The organism is Corynebacterium wankanglinii, from assembly GCF_013601005.1.
In the GTDB taxonomy this organism is placed as follows: domain Bacteria; phylum Actinomycetota; class Actinomycetes; order Mycobacteriales; family Mycobacteriaceae; genus Corynebacterium; species Corynebacterium wankanglinii.
This window is the reverse complement of record NZ_JABFED010000001.1, coordinates 398187-419718: the sequence shown is the minus strand read 5'-3', so window position 1 is coordinate 419718 and position 21532 is coordinate 398187. Positions and strand designations below refer to the sequence as shown.

The 21532-nt window shown below is 67.7% G+C and carries 23 protein-coding genes and 1 pseudogene; 9 read left to right on the top strand and 15 right to left on the bottom strand.

What is annotated here, in order from left to right:
• Positions 1–30: 30 nt before the first annotated feature.
• Positions 31–1254, bottom strand: coding sequence for a glycosyltransferase family 4 protein (locus HMA55_RS02025; RefSeq protein WP_181191411.1), 1224 nt, complete (start codon positions 1252–1254; stop codon positions 31–33).
• 154 nt (positions 1255–1408) lie between these two features.
• Here HMA55_RS02025 and HMA55_RS02020 point away from each other — a divergent pair.
• A pseudogene (locus HMA55_RS02020) lies at positions 1409–1627 on the top strand (DapH/DapD/GlmU-related protein); the annotation flags it as partial.
• Here the strand turns inward: HMA55_RS02020 and HMA55_RS02015 are convergent.
• The 8 genes from HMA55_RS02015 to HMA55_RS01980 are packed head-to-tail and all read right to left on the bottom strand — an operon-like array spanning position 1533 to position 9216.
• Positions 1533–2012, bottom strand: coding sequence for a DUF3592 domain-containing protein (locus tag HMA55_RS02015; RefSeq protein WP_257802564.1), 480 nt, complete (start codon positions 2010–2012; stop codon positions 1533–1535). The pseudogene HMA55_RS02020 and the gene HMA55_RS02015 sit on opposite strands and share 95 nt — an antisense overlap.
• The gene (gene menD / locus HMA55_RS02010; protein WP_181191589.1) at positions 2009–3616 is read right to left on the bottom strand and encodes a 2-succinyl-5-enolpyruvyl-6-hydroxy-3-cyclohexene-1-carboxylic-acid synthase; all 1608 of its coding nucleotides are present in this window, start codon (positions 3614–3616) and stop codon (positions 2009–2011) included. The genes HMA55_RS02015 and menD overlap by 4 nt, the downstream gene beginning before the upstream one ends.
• Positions 3617–3621: 5 nt before the next feature.
• On the bottom strand, positions 3622–4143 hold the full coding sequence (locus tag HMA55_RS02005; RefSeq protein ID WP_052333732.1) for a hypothetical protein: 522 nt from the start codon (positions 4141–4143) through the stop codon (positions 3622–3624).
• Positions 4144–4171: 28 nt separating this feature from the next.
• Positions 4172–5752 carry an SLC13 family permease gene (locus HMA55_RS02000; protein WP_181191410.1) on the bottom strand — a complete coding sequence of 527 codons (1581 nt, stop codon included), beginning with the start codon at positions 5750–5752 and terminating at the stop codon, positions 4172–4174.
• A gap of 49 nt (positions 5753–5801) precedes the next feature.
• The gene (locus HMA55_RS01995; RefSeq protein ID WP_181191409.1) at positions 5802–6764 is read right to left on the bottom strand and encodes an o-succinylbenzoate synthase; all 963 of its coding nucleotides are present in this window, start codon (positions 6762–6764) and stop codon (positions 5802–5804) included.
• A 2-nt stretch (positions 6765–6766) separates the two neighbouring features.
• Complete coding sequence (locus HMA55_RS01990; protein ID WP_181191408.1) at positions 6767–7045, bottom strand: acetate and sugar kinases/Hsc70/actin family protein; 279 nt, start codon at positions 7043–7045, stop codon at positions 6767–6769.
• On the bottom strand, positions 7045–8979 hold the full coding sequence (gene feoB, locus HMA55_RS01985) for a ferrous iron transport protein B (RefSeq protein WP_181191407.1): 1935 nt from the start codon (positions 8977–8979) through the stop codon (positions 7045–7047). Before feoB ends, HMA55_RS01990 begins: the two co-directional genes overlap by 1 nt.
• Positions 8980–9216 (bottom strand): FeoA family protein, encoded by a 237-nt coding sequence (locus tag HMA55_RS01980; protein WP_235961584.1) that lies wholly within the window; start codon positions 9214–9216, stop codon positions 8980–8982. It lies immediately after the preceding gene.
• A 61-nt stretch (positions 9217–9277) separates the two neighbouring features.
• Between HMA55_RS01980 and HMA55_RS01975 the strand changes: the two genes are divergently transcribed.
• Together HMA55_RS01975 and HMA55_RS01970 are read left to right on the top strand one after the other, a co-directional pair.
• The gene (locus HMA55_RS01975) at positions 9278–10210 is read left to right on the top strand and encodes a 1,4-dihydroxy-2-naphthoyl-CoA synthase (RefSeq protein WP_181191406.1); all 933 of its coding nucleotides are present in this window, start codon (positions 9278–9280) and stop codon (positions 10208–10210) included.
• A gap of 98 nt (positions 10211–10308) precedes the next feature.
• A complete protein-coding gene (locus tag HMA55_RS01970) occupies positions 10309–11295 on the top strand; it encodes a hypothetical protein (protein WP_181191405.1) in 987 nt (328 codons plus the stop codon).
• A 6-nt stretch (positions 11296–11301) separates the two neighbouring features.
• On the opposite strand, the gene HMA55_RS01965 is transcribed toward HMA55_RS01970, so the two are convergent.
• From HMA55_RS01965 to HMA55_RS01945, 5 genes are all read right to left on the bottom strand, one after another.
• Positions 11302–12717 (bottom strand): ABC-2 family transporter permease, encoded by a 1416-nt coding sequence (locus tag HMA55_RS01965; RefSeq protein ID WP_181191404.1) that lies wholly within the window; start codon positions 12715–12717, stop codon positions 11302–11304.
• Positions 12714–13415 carry an ATP-binding cassette domain-containing protein gene (locus HMA55_RS01960; protein WP_181191403.1) on the bottom strand — a complete coding sequence of 234 codons (702 nt, stop codon included), beginning with the start codon at positions 13413–13415 and terminating at the stop codon, positions 12714–12716. The genes HMA55_RS01965 and HMA55_RS01960 overlap by 4 nt, the downstream gene beginning before the upstream one ends.
• A 64-nt stretch (positions 13416–13479) precedes the next feature.
• The gene (locus HMA55_RS01955; RefSeq protein ID WP_181191402.1) at positions 13480–14118 is read right to left on the bottom strand and encodes a response regulator; all 639 of its coding nucleotides are present in this window, start codon (positions 14116–14118) and stop codon (positions 13480–13482) included.
• Positions 14115–15224: a sensor histidine kinase gene (locus HMA55_RS01950; protein ID WP_181191401.1), complete on the bottom strand. Its 1110-nt coding sequence runs from the start codon at positions 15222–15224 to the stop codon at positions 14115–14117. Before HMA55_RS01950 ends, HMA55_RS01955 begins: the two co-directional genes overlap by 4 nt.
• 55 nt (positions 15225–15279) lie before the next feature.
• A complete protein-coding gene (locus tag HMA55_RS01945) occupies positions 15280–16269 on the bottom strand; it encodes a hypothetical protein (protein WP_181191400.1) in 990 nt (329 codons plus the stop codon).
• Between the two features lie 262 nt (positions 16270–16531).
• Between HMA55_RS01945 and HMA55_RS01940 the strand changes: the two genes are divergently transcribed.
• The 6 genes from HMA55_RS01940 (at position 16532) to HMA55_RS01915 (ending at position 21266) form a co-directional block, all read left to right on the top strand.
• Positions 16532–17341 (top strand): YhfC family glutamic-type intramembrane protease, encoded by an 810-nt coding sequence (locus HMA55_RS01940; RefSeq protein ID WP_181191399.1) that lies wholly within the window; start codon positions 16532–16534, stop codon positions 17339–17341.
• The gene (gene menE, locus HMA55_RS01935; RefSeq protein ID WP_181191398.1) at positions 17338–18480 is read left to right on the top strand and encodes an o-succinylbenzoate--CoA ligase; all 1143 of its coding nucleotides are present in this window, start codon (positions 17338–17340) and stop codon (positions 18478–18480) included. Before HMA55_RS01940 ends, menE begins: the two co-directional genes overlap by 4 nt.
• A 176-nt stretch (positions 18481–18656) precedes the next feature.
• On the top strand, positions 18657–19871 hold the full coding sequence (locus HMA55_RS01930) for an ATP-binding protein (RefSeq protein ID WP_181191397.1): 1215 nt from the start codon (positions 18657–18659) through the stop codon (positions 19869–19871).
• 108 nt (positions 19872–19979) lie between these two features.
• The gene (locus HMA55_RS01925) at positions 19980–20546 is read left to right on the top strand and encodes a hypothetical protein (protein ID WP_407925754.1); all 567 of its coding nucleotides are present in this window, start codon (positions 19980–19982) and stop codon (positions 20544–20546) included.
• Positions 20547–20601: 55 nt separating this feature from the next.
• A complete protein-coding gene (locus HMA55_RS01920; RefSeq protein ID WP_181191396.1) occupies positions 20602–20868 on the top strand; it encodes an antitoxin in 267 nt (88 codons plus the stop codon).
• A complete protein-coding gene (locus HMA55_RS01915) occupies positions 20868–21266 on the top strand; it encodes a type II toxin-antitoxin system VapC family toxin (protein ID WP_181191395.1) in 399 nt (132 codons plus the stop codon). The genes HMA55_RS01920 and HMA55_RS01915 overlap by 1 nt, the downstream gene beginning before the upstream one ends.
• 89 nt (positions 21267–21355) lie before the next feature.
• Here HMA55_RS01915 and HMA55_RS01910 read toward each other — a convergent pair whose 3' ends face one another.
• On the bottom strand, positions 21356–21508 hold the full coding sequence (locus HMA55_RS01910; RefSeq protein ID WP_181191394.1) for a hypothetical protein: 153 nt from the start codon (positions 21506–21508) through the stop codon (positions 21356–21358).
• Positions 21509–21532: the final 24 nt, after the last annotated feature.

Below are 21532 nucleotides of genomic sequence, written 5' to 3'. Positions count from 1 at the left end.
TCGCCACTCTACTTGGCGGCGCGCTTGCGCTTACGCGGTGTCGTCGCGCCGCGCTTGCCTGCGGGGTTGGCCCAGGCGTGCCGGCGCCCAGCGCGGCAGGGCCACGTCGCGGCCGAACAGGTGCACCACGTTGCGCTCGTAGGCGTCCAGCACCTCGGAGTAGTAACCCAGCAGCTGGTCGCCGAGCGCGGCCCACGTCTTGTTCTCCACGGACGCGCGGGCGGCGCGCTGCAGGTCGGCGTGGCGGGCGTCGTCGAGCACCCAGCGCGCGGCGTCGGGCAGCTCGGCCTCGAACGTGGGCACCTCGAGCAGCAGGCCGTTCTCGCCGTGCTTGATCAGGTCAATCGGGCCGCCGGCGCGCGGGCCGATCGTGGGCACACCGGATGCCTGGGCCTCCTGGATGGCCTGGCAGAACGTCTCAAACTCGCCGGTGTGCACGAACAGGTCCAGCGACGCGTACGCGCGGGCGAGCTCCTCGCCGGACAACGCCCCGGTGAACACCGCGGAAGGCAGAGTCTCCGCTAGGCAATCCCGCTCCGGGCCGTCGCCGACGATGACGAGTTGGACCGAAGGATCGTCGACAAGCGGGGCGAGGCGATGGACACTCTTCTCCGCCGCCAGCCGCCCGATGAAGCCGACGATCTTCTTCTCCCCCGTCGGGTCCCACGCGCGGCGCAGCACCTCCGAGCGCTTCGCCGGGTTGAACAGCTCGGTGTCCACCCCGCGGCCCCAGTGGCGCACGTTCTTGATGCCGTGCGCCTCAAGCTCGCGGATATAGCTTGACGACGGCGCCAGCGTCATCTCACTCATATTGTGGATCGTGCGCGTCCAGTCCCACGCCAAATTCGCCACCATGGGCAGGTGGTACTTGGTGGCGAAGCCTGCGACGTCCGTCTGGTAGAGCGCCACCGCCGGCACCCCGATCTGACGCGCGGCGAACGCGCCCGCCCCGCCGAGGACGAAGGGGCTAGCCAGGTGGATGATGTCCGGCTTGAACCCGGCGAGCGCCGCGGCGACGGTGGTGGTGGGCACGCCGATCGGCAGCGAGTCCACGAGCGGCACCATCACCGTGGGTACGCGCACGATCTCGAAGCCGAGGTAGTCCGGGATCTCATCTTGGAAGTCGCGCGCGCCCGGCGCGACCACCATCGCCTCATGGCCCTCGCGCTTGAGGTGCTCGAGCACCCGCAGCACCGAGTTGGTCACACCGTTGACGTTCGGCAGAAACGATTCCGCGACGATTCCCACACGCATGTCTGCTTACTTTTCCACACTCAGGCGAACCACGGCCCAACCGGAGTTAAACGCCGCGTGAATTTTCCCCGCTACCCTGGCCCGCATGCACGAGAACGACATGGAACGCATCCGCTCCGGCGAGTGGTACCTGCCCGGCGGGGACGAGCCGAACGCGCGCCGCTGGGAGCGCGCCCGCCCGATCACCATCGGCGAGGACTGCTGGTTCGGCGCCGGCGCGATGGTCATGCCGGGGGTGACGGTCGGGGATCGCGTGGTGGTGGCCGCAGGGAGCGTCGTTACGCGGGATGTCCCGAGCGATACCCTCGTCGCTGGGGTACCGGCGACGGTGAAGCGTTCGCTTCTCGACGCCCCTCCGGCACCCACCGACTGACCCCCGCCCACGCGCCGGCCGCGATGAGCGTGGCCACCGCGAGCACCGACAGCGCCGGGCGCAGCGCGAGCGCCCAGCCGCGGCCTTCCACCTTGACCAGGTCCGTGTTCGACTTCGCGTACGTCACCCACACCTGCTGGCCCTCCCCCAACCCCGTCGGGTAGAGCACGCCCCCGGGCGGGGAGACGAGCTGGCCGTCCTCCGTCTGGTACTCGATGTAGGTGCGCCAGCGCCCCACCTCGGTGACGGTGGCGGAGCCGCGGCCGGGGTCGGCGTGGATGCGCGCGTCGTTGATCGCGGGGCCACCGACCATGGCGACGCCCCCGAGCAGCGCGAACGCGTACAGCGCCAGCACGAGCTGGTGCCCCCGGCGCCGCCACCTCACCGGTTCAGCCGCTCCGCGAGCGCGCGCCGCGTGGCGCGGGTGGTGGCGGCCTCGACGACGGCGATCGGCTGCGGCTCCGCCTCGAGCTCGAGCAGTACCTCGCCCAACTCGGCGAGGGTGTCCGCGCGCCGGTACGCCGCGCCGTACGCCTCGGCGAGCTTGGCCACGTCGGTGCCGTGGGGCGTGCCGAACGCTCGCTCGAACGCGCCACGCACGCCCGCGCCGCCGGGCTCGAGGCCCTCGAAGATGCCGCCGCCGTCGTCGTTGGCCACGACGATGGTGAGGTTGCCCGGGCGCGGCTCGTCGGGGCCGATGAGCAGGCCGTTGACGTCGTGGAGGAACGTCAGGTCCCCCATGAGCGCGACGGTGCGCGGCGCGCGGATCTCGTCGGGACGCAACGCCTGGGTGGCCAGCGCGACGCCGACGGCCTGGGAGACGGTGCCGTCGATGCCGGCCGCGCCCCGGGCCGCGTACGCGTCGACGCCGTCGAAGGGCATGCCCACGAACGAGGCGTCGCGCACCGGGTTCGAGGACCCGAGCACGAGCGTGTCGCCCACGGCGAGGGTGTCGCACACCGCGGCGGCGACGTGGAGGCCGGTGAAGCCGAACTCCTCCTCGGCGAGCGCGGTGCGCACGGTCTCCGCGCCGACCTCGCCGGCGGCCTCGCAGATCTTGATCCACGTGTCCGTCGGCTGCCCGGTGGCGTTAACGCGCGAGCCGCGCCGATCCGGGTGCCCAGTGAACGTGTCCGTGCGCGAGAGGCCGATCACCTCGATGTCTGGGTCGGCGAGCAGCGCCATGACGTCGCGGTGCAGCGTCGGGTGGCCCACGACGACGACCTGCTCCGGCTTCGTGTTCGCGGCGAAGTCGCCCCCGTCGTGGGAGATGGCCACCTGCGACTGCGCGAAGAACCGCGCGGCCAGCGGGTGCACCTGGTGGAACGGCGCCGGCGCGGTCGGCTCGGCGATGGTGGGCACGTGCTCGAGGCCGGGCACCTCCCAGGCCTCGTCGCCGGCGATGACGAGGGTGTCGCGGGTGAGGTCGATGTCCACCGCGCCGTGATCCGCGCGGGAGCCGGCGCCGGCGAGCGCGCCCGGTCCCACCCGGCGCGGCGCACCCACGGGTGCCGGCAGCGCATCGGGCACGAGCGGGGTGTCGAGCGCGACGTTGACGTGCACCTGGGGGTCGGCGAAGGATACCGCTGGAACGTCGTGAAGCGATGCCACCTGCTGCGTCGCGGCGTAGCGGCCGAAGATGCCCTGCTGCCAGATCGTCTGGCTCGCGCCGGTGCCCACGAGGCGCTCCGGGCGGTCAGCGCTGACCACAGCGAGCGGGGTGTGGGACATGTGTGCCTCGATGACGGCCGGGTACGCGTTGGCCACGGCGGTGCCGGACGTCATCACCACCGCCACGTGGCGGCGCTGCACGCGCGCGAGGCCGAGTGCGGTGAAGGCGGCGGAACGTTCGTCGATACGCATGTGCACCGTGACGTCCCGGCGCGCGAGCAGCGCGTACGCGAGCGGCGAGTTGCGCGAGCCCGGGCTCATGACCACATCGGTGCAATGCGTGGCGACGAGCTCCGCCACCGCCGACGCCACCTCCATCGCCGTCACTGCTGCTGCTCCTGGAGGAACTCGTCCGCGCCGCCGCGGATCTGGTCGATGATGTCGCGCACCTCGCGCTGGATGTCGGTCTCGCGCGGCTGCGGCTCCTCCGGCGGCAGCGTGGCGGTCGGGTCCTCGCGGTCGCGGAAGATCGACGGGAACTTCGTGGTCGTCTGCGTCTTCGTCTGCACCTCGGTGGTGGTCTGCGTGACCGTCTTCGTCTCCGTCACCGCGGGCTTGTCCGCCTCCTCGGCCGCGCCGCGCCAGAGGAAGAAGAGGACGACGGCGGCGATGAAGCTCAGCGCCGCGATGATGCCGAGCGCGATCGAGCCCGCGCTGGTGCCCTTCTCGGGCTCCGGCTCGTAGTAGGGCTGCTCGTACTGGGGTGCGTAGGCCGGCTGCTCGTAGGCCGGCTGTTGGTAGCCCTGCTCGTAGTAGGCCGCGGACTGGTCCGGGAAGTACTGCTTCGGGCGCTCGCGCCGCGGCGGCTCGCCCTGGGGGCTGTACTGTCTCGTCTCGTTATCCATGCGCAACAGACTAGCGCGCGCGGTTGCGCTAGAGCACGAGCCCGAAGACCGGCACCGCGATGAAGTACGTGGCCAGCGCGATGAGCACAAGCGCAATGACGTTGAGCCAGATGCCGCCCTTGATCATCTCGCCCATGGTGACGTAGCCCGAGGAGTACGCGATCGCGTTCGGCGGGGTGGCCACCGGGAGCATGAACGCGCACGTGGCGGACAGCGCGACCGGGATGGCGAGGAGCAGGACGTTCATCTCCGTGGCGTCGGTCAGCCCGATGCCCACGGCGACGCCGCCCATGATGGGCAGGAACGTCGCGGCGGTGGCGGTGTTCGACGTCAGCTCCGTCAGCGCGAGCACGAGCGCGGCGACGGCGAGAATGAGCAGGAACATCGGCAGGCTGGACAGGCCCTTCGCCTTCTCGCCGATCCACAGCGACAGGCCTGTCGCGGTGAACATGGCGGACAGGGAGAGGCCGCCGCCGAAGAGGAGGAGCACGTCCCACGGCATCTCGTTCGCGGTCTCCCAGTCGAGCAGGCGCTTGCCGTTCGCCGTGCCCGGGACGATGAACATGGCCAGGCCGGCGATGATGCCGACGATGGCGTCGTCGTACGGGAAGTCCCAGCCGAACGCGTTGATGCCCAGGGGGATGAAGATCCAGGCGAGCGCGGCGACGAGGAAGATCAGCCCGACGGTGATCTGCGGGAAGGTCCAGGGGCCGAGCTTCTTGAGCTCGTCGTCAATCAGCTCCTTGCCGCCCGGGATGTGGTCGATCTCCGGCTTGAACACGCTAACGAGCACCCACCACGCGACGAACGTGAACACGATGGCCACCGGCATGCCCACGAGCATCCATTGCCCGAAGCCGATGGAGATGCCGTGCGCCTCCTCCATGTAGCCCTTGAGCAGCGCGTTCGGCGGGGTGCCAATGAGCGTGCCCAGCGAGCCGATCGACGCCGCATACGCGATCGCCAACATCAGCGCGGTAGCGAACTTCTTCTGCTTGTCCATGCCTCCGACGGTGTCCGCGGTGAGCATGAGCACCGACGTGCCGATGGGCAGCATGACCACGGCGGTGGCGGTGTTGGAGACCCACATGGACATGAAGCCCGTGGCGATCATGAACCCCAAGATGATGCGCTTCGGCGAGGTGCCCACCACCTTGACCACCATGAGCGCGAGGCGGCGGTGCAGGTTCCAGCGCTGCAGGCCGAGCGCCATGAGGAAGCCGCCCATGAACAGGAAGATCGTCGCCGACGCGTACGGCGAGGAGACCTCCTTGAACGGGGCGACGCCCGCGAGCGGGAACACGGCGATGGGGATGAGTGCGGTGGCGGCGAGCGGGATCGCCTCCGTCATCCACCACGCGGCCATGAGCACCGTGGTGGCGGCCACGATGCGCATAGAGCTCGCGGAGTACTCCACGCCTTCCTTCGCGCCGGACGACTGAGCGACGGTTTCCACCGCACCCGAGGGGAACAGGAAGTACACGAGCGCGGCGAGCACCACGCCGGCGATCAGACCGATGAGTTGGCGGCGCCACTCGCCGGGTTCTGGTGATTTGGCCAGGTCGCCGTCCGATAGCGCGGCGGAATCTTGGAGTACGGGAGTCGACATGGGCGAAAGGTTAGCGGACACCCCCCGTTTCCCACATCGATTTGGGCAATTACACCCGGATTTGGGGGCTGCGCTGGAGTACCTCCACGCAGGCACGGACGCGGTCGAACCACCAGTCGCGGCGTTCACCCGGTGCGCGTAACGCGTGCATCCGGTCCGGATCGGGGGTGGTGCGGGTGACGGCCATGCGCCCGTCTGTGATTGCCCGCGGCTCGGCAACGTCCTCCACGAACAACCGTTGCGTGGCCAGGCCGGCGGCGCGCGAGCTGGTGAGCTTCGCGGCCACCAGCCCGGCGTCCATGCCCACCGCGGTGTCGAGGGCGCTGGCCACCGTCACGCCGAGGTGCAGCTCGCGCGCGATGCGCACAAGCCTTGCGACGCCACCTAACGGCGCCACCTTGCACACCGCCACATCCGCCGCGTGCAGCTGCGCCACCCGGTAGGGGTCGGCCGCACGCCGGATGGATTCGTCCGCCGCGATCGGTGTGCGGACGCGCCGCTTCACCTCCGCCAATTCCTCCACGGTGGCGCAGGGCTGCTCGATGTACTCCAGCTCCCCCAACTTCTCGGCGGCCTCGACGGCCTCGTCCACGCTCCACCCGCGGTTGGCGTCCACGCGCAGCCGCGCGTCGGGGCGCAGCTCGCGGACGGCGTTGACGCGCCGGAGGTCGTCGTCAAGCGACTGCCCCTTTTCAGCGACCTTGATTTTGAACGTCCGTACCCCGGGGTAGCGCGCGAGCACCGGCTCGACGTCGGCAACCGCGGGGATAGTGCCGTTGACCTCCACGCTGCCCTCCACCGCAGGCAGGCCCGTAAACGCCGCCTCGATGCCGGAGGCGAGCCACGCGGCGGACTCCTCCGGACCGTACTCCGTAAACGGGGAGAATTCGCCCCAGCCGGCGGGGCCGTCGATGAGCAGGGCCTCGCGGGTGGTGATGCCGCGGAATTTCACGGCCATGGGCAGCGCGACAACGTGGGCGCGCTCGAGGATGTCGTCGGCTGAAGGGATCATAGCTACGCCCCCGGACGCTTGGTCAGCACGAGTGCGACCGGCCCCTTCGGCTTCGGCCTGTCCGCGCACGTCATGCCGTTGGCCGCGGCGGCGATGCAGGAGCCGCAGTTACCGCCGGCGCAGGACGAGCCGAGCTCTTCCAGGGTGAGGTGCCCGGTGCGCTCCAGGTGGTGCACCACGGCGTCCACCGTGGAATCGGTCAAACCGGTGGCGTGGCGGATGTCCGCGCGGGAGCGAGCGCCGTCTCTGATCGCGGCGACCACTGCCTGCATCGGGCGCATCAGACAACCACCTTCAGCAGCTGGAACGTAGCCACGGCCAGGGCCCACGCGAGGGTGAGCTGGCCGATGAGCCCGAACAGGGTCCACTTCCACCCGATTTCGCGGCGCTGCGCCGCCAGGGTGGCCACGCACGGGGTATAGGCCATGAGGAAGGTCATGTAGGCCCACACCGCGGCGATCATGTGCCCGCCGGAGGCTTGCGTGAAGTCCGCGCGCACCGCGGAAGCGAGGTCGGACGTGCCCTGCTCTTCGGGCGCAAGATCGGACGGGTCATCCAGCGCGTAGGTCTGCGCCCAGGTGGAGATGACCGCCTCCTTGGCCAAAAAGCCAGTGACCAGCGGGCCCGTGAGCGACCACGAGCCGAAGCCCGCCGGCTCGAACACCGGGGCCACCGCCCCGGAGGCGACGCCGTAGACGGAATCCGCCGGCGCAAGGTCGTCGTCGCCAAACCCGTAGCCGCTGACCGCGGGCGTGGACTGCAGCGCCCAGATGACCACCACGGTGGCCACGATGATCCCGCCCGCGGTGTGCAAAAAGCCCTTCAGGCGCGACCACATCACGCTGAATGTCAGCCGCGCGGTGGGCAGCTGGTAGGTGGGCAGGTCGATCACCAGCGGGTCCGAGCCCATCGTGCGCCACAGCGTGTTTTTCAGCAGCAGGCCCGCCAGCACCACCAGCGCGATAGAGACCACGTACATGGCAAACACAACCGTGCCCGCGTGGTCCGGGAAGAACGTCTGCGCCAACATCACGTACACCGTCAGGCGCGCAGAGCAGGACGTAAACGGCACCAGCAGCGCGGTCAGGCGGCGCTGCTGCGGGGTGGCCAGCACGCGCGTTGCGGAGATCGCCGGCACGTTGCAGCCGAAGCCCACAATCAGCGGGATGAACGCCTTGCCCGGCAGCCCGATGGCTCGCATGAGCCGGTCCGCCACCACGGCGGCGCGCGCCATGTAGCCGGAGTCTTCCAAAACCGCCAGGCACAGAAACATCAGCGCCATCAGCGGCACGAACGTGAGCACCATGCCCACGCCGCCGATCAGCCCGTTGACAACCAGGCCCTTGATAAACGGGTATCCGAGCCCGATACGCTCCAGCCCCGCGCTCGCCCAATCCGACAGCGGGCCGGTGAAAAACGCGTCCAGGGCATCTTGCAGCGGCGCGGCCACGGTGGTGGTGATCTGGAAGACCACGAACATCGCGGCGAAGAAGATCAGCGGGCCCCACACCGGGTGCAGCACGAAGCGGTCCACGGTTTCAGTCAGGGTGTCGCGGTGCTCGTCGCGGACCGTCGCGGCGGCCACAGCGTTGTCAATGAACTCGAAGCGCGCGTCGGCCTGCTCGAACTCGTCGCCGGCTGCTGTGTCGCGCACGGGTTCGGCAGGCTGTTGCAACTGCTTTGCGACGAGCTCCGCAACCCCGCCGATATCCCTCCGCCGCGGATCCAGCGTCACCACCGGCACGCCCAGTTCCCGCTCCAGCGCCACCGGATCCACTTCGAGGCCCTGCTTGGCGGCCACGTCGCTCTTGGTCAGCACGACCACGACGCGGTAGGGGTGCTCTACAAGCTGCGCCACCAGGTACAGCCCGCGCGCCAGGTTGGAGGTGTCCACGGCGGCGAGCACCATGTCGGGGCGGTCGTTCCCGGAGGCGTCGTCAAGCAGCAGCTCTCGCGTGAGCGCCTCGTCCGGGCTGACGGGGTCCAGCGAGTACGCGCCAGGGAAATCGATGATGTTGTACGTGGCGCCGCCCGCGCGCCAGACGCCGCGGGAGACCTCCACGGTGGTGCCCGGGTAATTGCCCATGGTCGCGCTCGCGCCGGTCAGGGCGTTGAACAGCGTGGACTTGCCGGCGTTCGGCGCGCCGACCAGCGCGATAGTGGGCGTGCCTACCGGAGCAAACTCAGCGACCGGCGCGCCGTGGCAGTCAGCCATTTACGCCGCCTGCTCAGCCGGGGCAATGGCGATCTGGCGCAGCGTGTCCGCACCGAGGGCGTAGTGGGAGCCGCGCACCTTGATCACGCGGCCGCCGCCAGCGGTCTTCTGCATGACGGTGACGTTCGCGCCGGTGCGCAAGCCCAGTTCGCGCAGGCGACGGGCCGTCGGGCAGCCAACATTGGTGATGGTGGCGTGGTGACCGACGGGGACGTCGAAAAGCATGTGCTCGTGCATGCCTCAAATATTAAAGCAAGGCTGCCCTAACTAAAAGGGGGTAGTGGGTACGATTACCCCCATGCAGTACTCCACCGCCCAGCCCTTTGACCCCGCCCAATGGCGCGAGGTCGACGGCTTCGACTTCACCGACATCACCTATCACCGCCACGTCGGCGACACGCGCGCCGACGGCATCGTGCGCATCGCCTTCGACCGCCCCGAGGTGCGCAACGCGTTTCGCCCCCACACCGTGGACGAGCTCTACACCGCACTGGATCACGCGCGGCGCGACCCGTCTGTGGGTGTGGTGCTGCTCACCGGCAACGGGCCGAGCGAGAAAGACGGCGGCTGGGCGTTTTGCTCCGGCGGCGACCAGCGCATCCGCGGCCGCTCCGGCTACCAGTACGCGGGCGGCGAGACGGCCGAGACGGTGGATACTGCGCGCGTGAAGGCCGAGGGCGGGCGCCTGCACATCCTGGAGGTCCAACGCCTGATCCGCACGATGCCCAAGGTGGTCATCGCCGTGGTCAACGGCTGGGCGGCCGGCGGCGGGCACTCCCTGCACGTGGTGTGCGACATGACCATCGCCTCGCGCGAGGAGGCCCGGTTCAAGCAGACCGACGCGGACGTGGGGTCCTTCGACGCCGGCTACGGCTCGGCGTACCTGGCCAAGATGGTGGGACAGAAGTTCGCCCGCGAGATCTTCTTCCTCGGCCGCACGTACACCGCGGAGGAGATGCAGCGCATGGGGGCGGTAAACATCGTGGCCGACCACGCGTCGCTTGAGGACGAGGCGATCCAGGTCGCCCGCGAAATCAACGGCAAATCCCCCACCGCGCAGCGCATGCTGAAGTTCGCGTTCAACCTTGTCGACGACGGCCTGATGGGCCAGCAAGTCTTCGCCGGCGAGGCCACCCGCCTGGCGTACATGACCGACGAGGCCGTGGAGGGCCGCGACTCGTTTTTGGAAAAGCGCCCGCCGCGCTGGGACGAGTTCCCGTTCTACTACTAGGTGAGGCTGACGGGTGGTATAGCGACGTCGCCACTTTTTGCTAGACATCTGTACGGAATTTTCACGGCTCTGCCAGGTCCGCGGGTTACGCTCCGGCCATGTTGAAGCGAACGATGACAGCCACAATCGTCGCCGCCTCGCTGACTCTGGCCGCGTGCGACGGAAACATTCCAGACACCCCGACCACCGCTGACACCGCCTCCGTAGAGGAGGCGCCACCGCCCGCCGACGACGCTGCCGCTGCCGACACTGCGGCGCCGGTAGCGGAGCACGACAACCTCCCCGCACCGCCAGCCTCCTCGCGCGACGTCTACGCCGCAGCACTCGCGGACCCGGCGCAATACTTCGCCGACCAGGACGACCTCGACGGCACGTTCACCTACGACCTCATCGACGTCGACGGCGACGCCGAGCTCGAGCTGCTCCTGCGCGCCGGAAAGAAAGGCCCGGCACCCGTGCGCGTGCTGCAGCTTTTCGACGGCACCCTCACGGCCACCACCGACTACCTGGTGGATTCGGCGGACGACACCTACCCCACGGTGTTCACCGCCGGCGTGCAGCCGGGACTGACGCAATACGAGACGGACGGCACGACGCTGACCGCGACCCAGTTCGAGCTGCACGGCAACCGCTTGGTCAAGGCGTTCGGCCCGGAGGAGACCGTCGTGGGCAACCCGCTGAGCGGCGTGACCTTGATCCACTGGACCCCGACCGCGGACATCGCGCAGTTAGCGGAGATGGACCAGCCCGACCCGCTGACTATTCCGCGCGAGGGCTCCATGAAACAGGTCTCCGACATCCCGGAGCTCAACGGGCAGTCCTATCGCGTGCAGTTCGGCGCCCGCGACGGCGAGGGCCGCGTCCCGGTGACGTACCCGGACCTCGGCTGCGCCGGCCTCCTCGAGCCGGTGCACGCCTCCGCCGGCGAGGAGATCCAGGACGGTTTCCACGAGAACATCACGGAAGGCACCTGCGACAACGGCGGCACCTGGCACTTCTCTATCAACGAGTCCCGCGAGCGCGCCACCTACAACGCCCCCACCGGGCGCTACCACGCGGAAGGCCCGCTCAACCGCGCCGGCTAGCATGGATCAGCGACGGACCGGGCGTATACCCCGCAGTCCCCGGTGCAGCTCAACCACCAGCGCGGCTGACAAGACAGCGCCAACCGCTAGCGCGACCCAGACGCGCGGGCCGGTAGCTGTCACCGGCCAAGCGGGCACGGCGGCGATCCACAGGAAGGACTCCGCCAACACGTCGCCGCCGATCGTGGCGGAAACAATCGTGACCAAAACGGTCGCAGCCAACGTCCACATCACGCCGAAGCGCACGGTCACAGCTAACGCCGCGAGGACAAGAACGGTACCGGCAACAAGGGAAAGCGCGCCAAACCTCGCGCTTCCCGTCACGACACCTGCGAACAGGCATACAAGCACAACAATGCTGGTAAACCAGCCCAACAACGCGGCACCAACTCGCAGGTGCTCAACTTGCATCAGTGCCCATGCCGGGCGGATCCGCGGCCACACAAGCGTGGGCAACACGCCCGCGCCGACCGGGAGGATTGCGTACGCGAAAAGCGCTTGGCGCACATCTTCCGGATACCGGGTGGCAAAGAGAAGCACCAGAGCGGTCAGCACAAGCACCATGCTTAACGACGGCATCCGCCCCGCCCTCGCAACCCCCTTCCACGCGGACATAAACCCGGTGTACGCGGGCCTCGGCATGGCCGGCCCAGCAGGCGCGGGCGCAACGACTTCGTTGGTGGTGCGGCGTCTAAGAATGGGTCGCGTGCGGCGCGGGGTGAGCACGGCAGCGGCGAATCCGGCCGCGCCTAGAAGCAAAGTGAGCGCGAGTGCAGGAAATGGCGACTCGCCGGCCATGGGTGAGGTGTCCTCCAGCGGCAACAGGTTGAAGTGCATCTCCATCGTGGGCAACGCCAAGCGCGCGGGCCAGGCACCGGGGTTAAGCCACCACCAGCTTCGCTCCACGAAGTACCCGAGCTCGATGGTGAACACGAATGCGGCTACGAGCGTCGGCAACAGCCCAACACGGCGGGTGGCCGCTGCTGCCAGGCCCGCTGGGCCCAGCATGCCGAGCCATACAAACGCACCGACGAGCGCGACTTTCGCAGCGCCGTCCAGGCCGAACACCAGCGCCGCCGCAACGGGCACCACGAAGTCCAAAACGACGAACACGGCCAGAGCCAGCCACACCACTGTGATGCGGGCGGCGCGGGTGCCCGTGGAAGAGACGGGCCGCCAAAGTGTGCCCCCGGCGCGGGCGTCGCGCTCGCGGTGTTCAGCCAGTCCCGCAAACAGCGCCGCTACGGGTGCCGCCATGCCGGTGACCAAAAGCCCCTGGGGATACAGCAGGGACTTCGCGGAGCCAACATCACCGACCAGTGAAAAAGCAGTCAGCAGCAGGCCAAGAAGTAGCCCCGCTCCTGCGAGCCACCACAGCGTTGAGCCTTTGGCGCGGATCCATTCGGCGCGAAGCAGACTCACTGCGCGCCCCCTGCGGTCAAGCGGAAGAAGGATTCCTCCAGGTTCGGGCCCAGCTCCGCAAGTTCCCCGGCGAAGCGGACGTCGCCGCCGGCGATGACGGTGGCGTCGTCCGCCATGTGCAGCACCTCGCCCAACTGATGGGAGCTGACCAGCACAGTGCGCCCGGCGCGCGCGTAGTCCCTCAGGTAGGCGCGCAGGTGGGCGATGCCCTCGGGGTCGAGGCCGTTTTGGGGCTCGTCCAAAATGAGCACCTCCGGCTCACCGATGAGCGCCTGCGCCAGCGCCAACCTGCCCTTCATGCCGGTGGAGAAGGTGCCAGCCTTCTTCTTGCCTGCGCCCTGCAGACCGACGAGTTGGAGCACCCGGTCCGCCTCCGAGTCGGGCAGTCCGAGCAGCGCCGTGTGCACGCGCAGGTTGTTGCGCGCGCTCAGATGACTGTAGAAGGCCGGGTCATTGATCGAGGCGCCCACGAGCCGCAGCGCCTCGCGGGTGAACGGCTGGCCCATCAGTGTCACCTCGCCCGCGTCCGGCTGGATCAGGCCGAGCAGCACCGACATCAGCGTCGATTTCCCCGCGCCGTTGGGCCCCAACAGCGCGTGGACGCGGCCCGGGGTGGTTGTGAGTGAAATATCGCGCAGCACCTGGTGCCCGCCGAAGGAAACTGCGACACCGCGGCAGGCGAGTTGTGTATCGGTCATGCCCCTATCGTCCGCGGTGAAAGAGCCTTACACATCGGCCGGCGGGACCACGGCGCCTCCTTCTCTAGGAGGAGATGCCGGCACGTTGCGCGATCAGCGCCAGCGCCACCCGGTCGCGTGCGCCGAGTTTGGCCAGCAGGCTGGATACGTGCGTTTTCACTGTGGTTTCCGCGATGTACAGCGCGGCGGCGATCTCTGCGTTGGTCGCTCCGCGGCCGATCTCGGCGAGCACCTCACGCTCGCGGGTAGTCAGCCCCTCCAGCGCAGTGGCCGACGCCGGGCTACCTGGACCTTCGCGGGCCCACTCCATCACCCTGCCGGTCACGCCGGGCGCGAGGACAGATTCGCCGCCGGCCACCGCGCGCACCGCTCCCGCGAGCACGTCCGGCTCTGCGTCCTTGAGCAAGAATCCGTGGACGCCGGCGGCGATGGCTGCGTGGATGAGCGCGTCGTCGTCGAACGTGGTCAGCATGATCACCCGCGGGCCCAGCTCCATGATTGTGCGGGCGGCGGCGATGCCGTCCAGCACAGGCATGCGGATGTCGAGCACGGCGACGTCGATGCGGTGCGCCCGCGCCTTCTCTACTGCTTCCGCACCATCGGCGGCTGTGGCTGCGACGGTGATGTCGTCTTGCGCGCCCAGGATGGTCTCGAGTGCGCTGAGCAGCAGCGGTTGATCGTCCGCAAGCAAAATCCGGATCATGCCGCCAACTCCGCCCGCACGGTGAATTCCTCGCCTGCCTGCCATGCTTCGAGCGTGCCGCCGGCGCTCGCGGCGCGCTCGCGCAGGCCTTCCAAACCGACTCCGGTGCCGGGCTGCGGGCGCGCCCGCCCGGTAGAGACCACCTCCACAACAACGGTCTGCCCCGGTGTCACACGCACGGAGACTGCTGGGTCCACCTGGTGGCGGGCCGCGTTGGTCAGCGCTTCGGCCACGATGCGGTGGATGGCAAGGGAGGTCACCGGAGGGACGCTGATAGGCGGGGCGTCGAGCGTGACCTGCATGCCGGCGTCGCGGAAGCGCTGCACAAGCGCGGGCAGCTCCGCGATCCCCGCCACCGGCGCGAACCCGCGATCGCTTTCACGCAGGCCTCGCACGAGCAGGCGGATCTCCGCCAGCGACTCACCTGCGGCGGCGTTGATTTGCTGCAGCGCCTCCCGCTCGCGCCCGGACGCGAGACCCGCGTTGGCCTGCGCCTTGATCAGGGTCAACGAGTGCCCCAACACGTCGTGGATGTCCCGCGCGATGGCCTGGCGCTCGTCCACCCGCGCCGCCGCTAGGCGCTGTTCCTTGGCTTCCGCGGCCCGGCGGCGGGCGGCCTCCTCTCCCGCCAGATTCGCACCCAGGAGGTACGCCACCGCGAACGCTGCCCAATGCAGCGCCAGCGTGAGCGCGCCGTCTGCGCCACGGCGGTAGAACAACACGAGTTGCTCGTCCCACGTCCACATAAATGGGGAGAGCAACGCCCACACGCACGCTGCCGCAAGCAGCCCCAGCGCGAAGCGTTTACCGGCGTACCTGCCGGCGACGAAGGTCGCCACCGGCACCGTCAGCACCCACAGTGAGTAACCCAGGTTCACCGGCGCGGCCAGCCACACCAGCGCCCAGGCGGTGTTGAGCGCCACTAAGGCGGCCGACGCTGCCTGCGGCTTGCCGGTGAGCATCGCGAACGCAGCAACGAACCCCCAGGACAGCAGCGCCTGCGCCCAGGCGGCGGCGCCCGGGCCGCTGATCGCACTCACGGTATAGACGGCGGCAAGCACCGCCGCCGCCACCGCGAGCACCGCATCACCCGTCTTCACCTGCACGGGCGTCTAGCTTATCGACGCCTCCGCGCCCCCACATCCTCCCCAAGGAGGAGACCTACTTAGTCAACCCCGGGATCTGCGGAATGGTGGGCAGGCCCTTGACGCCTGCGTTCTGCGGCAGGGCGAACAGCGCACCCAGGGCGGTGAGCACCGCGGCGACGATGCCGATGATCTGCGCCAGCTTGGCATCGACGGTCTCCGGGGCCTTCTCGTCCGGTGTCTCTTCCGGGTCCTTCGGGGCGGGATCCGGCTCGGGTGCAGTGTCGCCAAGGTCGGCGTTTTCCAGCTTCGGCGCCTCCGGCAGCTTCAAATCCTGCGTGGGGAAGATGACGTGGCTGGTGCCGTCGTGGCAGGTCTTGGCCTCCTCGAGCGCGTAGTAGTACGAACTTTCCAGCGTGTCCTGCACCTGTCCGAAGTAGGTTGTCTTCATGTTCGCGGCGAACGCGTCGCGCTGCCAGCCCTCCACGTGGCGCAGCCACTGCGCGGTGTTCTGGCCGGTGTGGCCGAACGCGTAATCGTCGCCAAGCGGCTGCACTTTCGGCACCCCGCCGTCGATGCCCACGAACCAGTCGGCGTTGCCCTTCAGCGCGCGGCCGGCCGGCCCCAGCGGGATCTGGGAGCCTTCCTTCATGTCCAGGTAGAAATCGGCGTCGGTGGTGTGCAGGCCCAGCGGCGCTAGCTTCTCCTTCGCGGCGGCGCGGGCATCGGCACGGATGTCACCCTCAGGTGTTTTGTCGTCCCGCAGCAGGCGCAAATGCTTGACGACGTCCGGCTCGGCCACGTAATCGTCGCCAAGCTTCTTCAGCTCTGGGAACGTTGCCTCGAACGCTTCGGTGACCGAGGTGGCGTACATGCCGTGCGTGAGTGTTTTCGCGGCGCGTTCGGCTTGGTTGGCGGGGCCGCGCTCGACGTCGTTGAGCGTGACGCGGCAGTAGTTGGTGCCGTCCTTGGTAAACGGGGTCAAGGTGGCGGCGGTAGCAGTGACAGGGACAGCGAGTGAAAGGGCGGTCGCCGCAGCGACGGCCGGTGCGATGATCTTCCTCATGTCTATGTAATCGGTGGGGAGTGAGACCTGCGTTACAGGTGACCAGGAGCGGGCCTAGCCGGGTCGATGGCTCGATGTCGATACTTCCAGGTCGATAGTTCCAGGTCAGCGCGTCGGGGGTGATTTCGGCCAAAATTCGACGAAACGCTGTGACCAGCAACTATCGACATCGAGATATCGACCTCGCCGCAAACGCCCGTTTATCCGCCCCGTCGCACCACTCACCGCGACCCGCCACGACTGCAACGGTATCGTTTCTGCCATGAAGTTGGGCCTTCTCATTCTGCAGTTCGTAGGCTTGGTCGCCCTCGTGCTGGCCGCGTGGTTCGTAGGGAAGCGCAACCTCGGCTTCAGGTGGGCGTCGCTGGGCTGGGGCACACTGGCGTTCCCACTGTCCCAGGTGGCCAGGTTTGCGTTGGTGATCCCGCTGCAGTTTCTGTTCAGCAAAACATTCGATCCAGCGACGGCCACCGCCCTGACCACTACGCTGTTCCTGGCCACCTCCGGCCTGTTCGAGGAGACCGCCCGCTGGATCGTGCTGCGTTTCTGGGACAAGAACACCCGCGAGTGGAACGACGGCGTCGGCTTCGGCCTGGGCCACGGCGGCATCGAAGCGCTGCTGCTCTTCACCAACCTGTTTGCCGGCAACATCATGCTGCTGACCACCGGCGACGCGATCAAGGCGCAGGCCGCCGGAAACGATGACCCTGCCACCGCGCAAGCTATTGCCGAGCAGATTGAGGCGCTGCAAAACATCGGCATGGGCATGATCGCCACAAGCTGGTACGAGCGCGCGCTCGCGATCGCCGCGCACGTAGTGTTCACACTGATCGTGCTTCGCGCGGTGCACGAGCGCCGCTGGCAGTTCTGGGCGCTGGCGGTTGTGTGCCACATCGGGCTCAACGCCGTTGCCGTGCTTGTCGCACCCCACAGCGTGCCGGTGATGTACGTGCTGCTCACCGCACTCACCGCCGCGGGGCTTTGGGCGGCTATCGACGGCCCACTGTCCCGCAAAGCCTTCGCCCGCACCACCCCCACGAACACCCTCGAGAACGAAACACCCGCCCCGTGACCCACCTGCTGGAACTTCTCCCCGTCGACCCCGCGAACCCGCTGGCCATCATCCCCGCGCTCGAGGAGGCCCTGACCGGCCAGCGCACGCTGTTGCCCGTGCCTGCCAACGACCCGGCGCGCACGAACCTGCTGCGCAACACGCTCAAACCCGGCGCGCCCATCGACGATGACATCGCGCTGGTCGTCTCCACCTCCGGCTCCACGGGCAAACCCAAGGGCGCGATGCTCACTCCAGCGAACCTGATCTCGAGCGCGGACGCGACTCACCAGGCGCTCGGCGGCGAGGGCCAGTGGCTGCTGGCCATGCCGGCCGCGTACATCGCGGGGATCCAGGTGCTCATCCGCAGCATGGTCGCAGGTGTCGAGCCCGCCTTCATCGATCTGACTCGCGGTTTCAATGTCGCAGAGTTCGCCGCCCGCGCCCACGAGCTGGCCCAAACCGGCGAGCGCACCTACACCGCGCTCACTCCGATGCAGCTGGCCAAGGCCACCTCCACGCTCAAGGGCATCGACGCGCTGCGCACGTTTTCCGCGGTTCTCGTCGGCGGCGCCGCGACCAACCCGCGCCTGCTCGACTCCGCCCGCAAGCTGGGCATCAACGTGGTCACCACCTACGGCTCCTCCGAAACCTCCGGCGGCTGCGTCTACGACGGCCGCCCCATCGCCGGCGCCCGCGTTAAAATCGTCGATGGGCGCATCCACCTCGGCGGCCCCATGGTCGCCCGCGGCTACCACAACTTCGACTCCCCCGACCTCACCGGCGGCTGGTTCCGCACCTCCGACGCTGGCGAGCTCGACAGCGGCGTGCTCACGGTCCTCGGCCGCACGGACAACGTCATCTCCTCCGGCGGCCTCAAGCTCCACCCCGAGGTGTTGGAAGAGGAGCTTTTGCTTATCGACGGCGTCACCGCCGCCACCGTCATCGGCAAAGACGACGACCGCTTCGGCCAGCGCATCTGCGCCGCCTACACCGGATCCGCGGCGGTGCCAGACATCCTGGACGCGCTGGCGGATGCAGAAGATGCCGGCCGCATCGCCCACTGGCAGATCCCCAAAGAGCTCAAAGTGGTGGCCGCGCTGCCGCAGCTCGGGCCGGGCAAGGTGGACCGCGCGGCCGTGCGGGAGTTGTTCGACTAGCTTTGCCGCCCCCGCGCTGTATTAGATGTGCTCACCGCCGACTTACCATCCTCGACGAGTTGCAACCTTGAAGCGTCGCGCTCCGATCCAAATCACTGGGAAGATAGCTACACGGTTTCAGGTATACCTGAAACCCTTGCCCGTTTTGGCGATATTTTCAGGTATACTCGAAACGCGTGAGAGTTCTGCATCCGCGACAGCAGTACCTGGACAACCTGCTGGCAGTCACCGATAACAACTTCGTCCGCATCATCACCGGCGTGCGTCGCTGCGGGAAGTCGACCCTCCTGGAGCTGTACCGCCGCCACTTGCGCGAGCACGGCATCCCAGAAGACGCGATCATGGTCGTCAACTTCGAAGACCAGGCCAACGCCGCACTGCAGGACCCGGCCGCCTTCCACGACGCCGTCACGCAACGGCTCACACAAGGGCTGCGCTACCTCCACGTCGATGAAGTGCAGGAGCTGGAGGATTGGGCGCGCGTGATCAACTCACTGCGGCTCAACGAGCAGCTGGAGATCTGCGTGACCGGCTCGAATGCCTCCCTGTTCGTTGGTGAGTCGCTGACGTATTTGGCTGGGCGCTACATCGAGATCCCGATGCTGCCGCTTTCCCTGGCAGAGTTCATGGAGTTCCGTTACCCAGCGGACGCGCGCCCGGGCCTCGACCGCGCATTTCAGGAGTGGGTGATTATCGGCGGCTTCCCCGCCACGGTCCAGCTCGCGGACCCGGTGGTGGTCCGTCAGGCGAACTCCTCACTGTTCGATTCCATCTTCACCCGCGACATTTCCCTGCGCGGCCAGATCCGCGACACCGACACGTTCCTGCGCGTGGCCCGCTTCCTCTTCGACAACGCCGGCAACCCGGTGTCCACGAATCGCATCGTGGGCCACCTCAAGCACGAGGGACTCAAGGCGTCGAGTGAGACCGTGGACCGCTACCTCGGCCTAATGTCGGACGCACATCTTATTTATCAGTGCCGGGATTACGACACGAAGGGCAAGCGGTGGCTGAGCACGAACGGCAAGTTTTATTTCGTCGACCCGGGGCTGCGCACCGCCCTGCTGGGCTCTCGCGCTTTTAACTTCGGCCACGACTTGGAAAATATGGTCTACCTGGAGCTTCGCCGCCGCGGGTACCAGGTTTCCACCGGCAAGGTTCCTGGTGGGGAGATTGATTTCATCGCCAATGACGGCCAGCGCACGCTCTACATCCAGGTGGCGCTCACGGTTACCGAGCCCGCGACGCTCGAGCGCGAGCTCGCGCCGTTCGGCACCCTGCCCGCCGGATCACGCTGCATCCTCTTAACGACGGACCGCTTCGCCCCCGACACCGGCAACGTCTCATGGCGCGACGCCATCGAGGTGCTTGCGGGCGGGGCGCTAGACTAACGCTTCGCAACGAAGCACCTGGAACCTCTACCAGTTGACCCCGCCGACTCACTGGCGATCCTGCCTGCCCTCGAGGAGGCGCTGACCGGCAAGCGCGCCCTGCTCCCCGTGCCCGCGAACGACCCGGCGCGCACGAACCTCCTGCGCAACACGCTCAAACCAGGTGCACCCATCGCTGACGACGTCGCACTGGTGGTATCCACCTCCGGATCCACCGGCACACCGAAAGGCGCGGGGATCCACCTCGGCGGCCCCATGATCGCGCGCGGCTACCACCTGCTCGACTCCCCCGACCTCAAGGACGGCTGGTTCCGCACCTCCGACGCCGGCACGCTGGAAAACGGCGTGCTCACCGTCCTGGGCCGCACGGACAACGTGATTTCTTCGGGCGGGTTCAAGCTCCACCCCGAGGTGTTAGAGGAACAGCTGTTGCTTATCGACGGCGTGACCGCCGCCACCGTCATCGGCAAAGACGACGACCGCCTGGGCCAGCGCATCTGCGCCGCCTACACCGGCTCCGCGTCAGTGCCGGATGTCTTGGACGCGCTGGCGGATGCGGAAGACGCTGGCCGTATCAGCCACTGGCAGATCCCGAAGGAGCTCAAACCGGTGGCCGCACTGCCACAGCTCGGGCCGGGCAAGGTGGACCGCGCGGCGGTCAAGGAGCTGTTCTGAGTAGTTTTGCCGCCCCTCGCTGTATACACTGTTCTATATACACAAGGAGGTGGCGATGACTGAAGCTGCAGCAAACTCCGTCAAGACCACGGTCTTCATGTCTGGCAACAGCCAGGCCATCCGGATACCTAAAGATTTTCGGTTCGATTCCGAAACGGTTTGGCTCAAGAAAATCGGGAAAAAGATCTACGTTTCACCGGAGCCCCTCTCTGCCCTCGACGTTTTAGATGTGGTCACCGCCGACTTACCGGATGGATGGGCTGACGGGTTTGATGTGCCGGCTGAGCTCCCCCTGGATCCGATCCCCGGTTGGGATGAATAATGCGCTACATCCTCGACACAAATGTGTGGATCGATGCCCTTCGTCGCAGCAACGCCGAAGTCCTAGCGCACATGCGCATTGCCCCAGCAGATGACATCGCCATGTCCTCCATTGTCCTGGGAGAATTAAAGGTTGGCGCGGGCAAATCCCCGTCGAACGATCGGGCAAAAGTTGTGAAGCAACTCGAGCAGGCTTACCGGCTCGTCGGCGTGGGAGCGGCCGAGGCAGCCCATTACGCCGATATCCGCACAACGCTTGAGTCTGCGGGCCAGCCAATCGGCCCCAATGATCTGTGGATCGCAGCTCAGGCGCGGGCGAACAATTGCGTACTCGTCACTGCCAACACGCGAGAGTTCTCACGTGTGCCGTTACTGCAGGTTGAAGACTGGCGAGGATAGCCATTCGCACACCAGCCCACGGCTTAGCCGTTCGGGTTCTCAATCACCACGGGCGCGACTTGGAAACCCGGCGAGCCGTAGTCAGCCACTCACCGGAGAAACGGCGTGATCTCTTCGCCCGGGCGCTTCCCCTCCTTGATCTGCTTGATCACCAAGTGCGCAGCCGCAATGTCCCCCTGGTGCGGCGGGCGCTTGAGGCGCAATCCATCTAAAGACTTAATTTCCTTGTAGCTATACCGCATCTTTGCCGCTCCTTCCTGCATCGG

Excerpts from the sequence above, each read along its gene's own strand:
- HMA55_RS02025 (WP_181191411.1), bottom strand. The coding sequence starts at position 1,254 with ATGCGTGTGGGAATCGTCGCGGAATCGTTTCTGCCGAACGTCAACGGT.
- menD (WP_181191589.1), bottom strand. The coding sequence starts at position 3,616 with ATGGAGGTGGCGTCGGCGGTGGCGGAGCTCGTCGCCACGCATTGCACC.
- HMA55_RS02005 (WP_052333732.1), bottom strand. The coding sequence starts at position 4,143 with ATGGATAACGAGACGAGACAGTACAGCCCCCAGGGCGAGCCGCCGCGG.
- HMA55_RS02000 (WP_181191410.1), bottom strand. The coding sequence starts at position 5,752 with ATGTCGACTCCCGTACTCCAAGATTCCGCCGCGCTATCGGACGGCGAC.
- HMA55_RS01995 (WP_181191409.1), bottom strand. The coding sequence starts at position 6,764 with ATGATCCCTTCAGCCGACGACATCCTCGAGCGCGCCCACGTTGTCGCG.
- HMA55_RS01990 (WP_181191408.1), bottom strand. The coding sequence starts at position 7,045 with ATGCGCCCGATGCAGGCAGTGGTCGCCGCGATCAGAGACGGCGCTCGC.
- feoB (WP_181191407.1), bottom strand. The coding sequence starts at position 8,979 with ATGGCTGACTGCCACGGCGCGCCGGTCGCTGAGTTTGCTCCGGTAGGC.
- HMA55_RS01980 (WP_235961584.1), bottom strand. The coding sequence starts at position 9,216 with ATGCACGAGCACATGCTTTTCGACGTCCCCGTCGGTCACCACGCCACC.
- HMA55_RS01975 (WP_181191406.1), top strand. The coding sequence starts at position 9,278 with ATGCAGTACTCCACCGCCCAGCCCTTTGACCCCGCCCAATGGCGCGAG.
- HMA55_RS01970 (WP_181191405.1), top strand. The coding sequence starts at position 10,309 with ATGTTGAAGCGAACGATGACAGCCACAATCGTCGCCGCCTCGCTGACT.
- HMA55_RS01960 (WP_181191403.1), bottom strand. The coding sequence starts at position 13,415 with ATGACCGATACACAACTCGCCTGCCGCGGTGTCGCAGTTTCCTTCGGC.
- HMA55_RS01955 (WP_181191402.1), bottom strand. The coding sequence starts at position 14,118 with ATGATCCGGATTTTGCTTGCGGACGATCAACCGCTGCTGCTCAGCGCA.
- HMA55_RS01945 (WP_181191400.1), bottom strand. The coding sequence starts at position 16,269 with ATGAGGAAGATCATCGCACCGGCCGTCGCTGCGGCGACCGCCCTTTCA.
- HMA55_RS01940 (WP_181191399.1), top strand. The coding sequence starts at position 16,532 with ATGAAGTTGGGCCTTCTCATTCTGCAGTTCGTAGGCTTGGTCGCCCTC.
- HMA55_RS01920 (WP_181191396.1), top strand. The coding sequence starts at position 20,602 with ATGACTGAAGCTGCAGCAAACTCCGTCAAGACCACGGTCTTCATGTCT.
- HMA55_RS01915 (WP_181191395.1), top strand. The coding sequence starts at position 20,868 with ATGCGCTACATCCTCGACACAAATGTGTGGATCGATGCCCTTCGTCGC.
- HMA55_RS01910 (WP_181191394.1), bottom strand. The coding sequence starts at position 21,508 with ATGCGGTATAGCTACAAGGAAATTAAGTCTTTAGATGGATTGCGCCTC.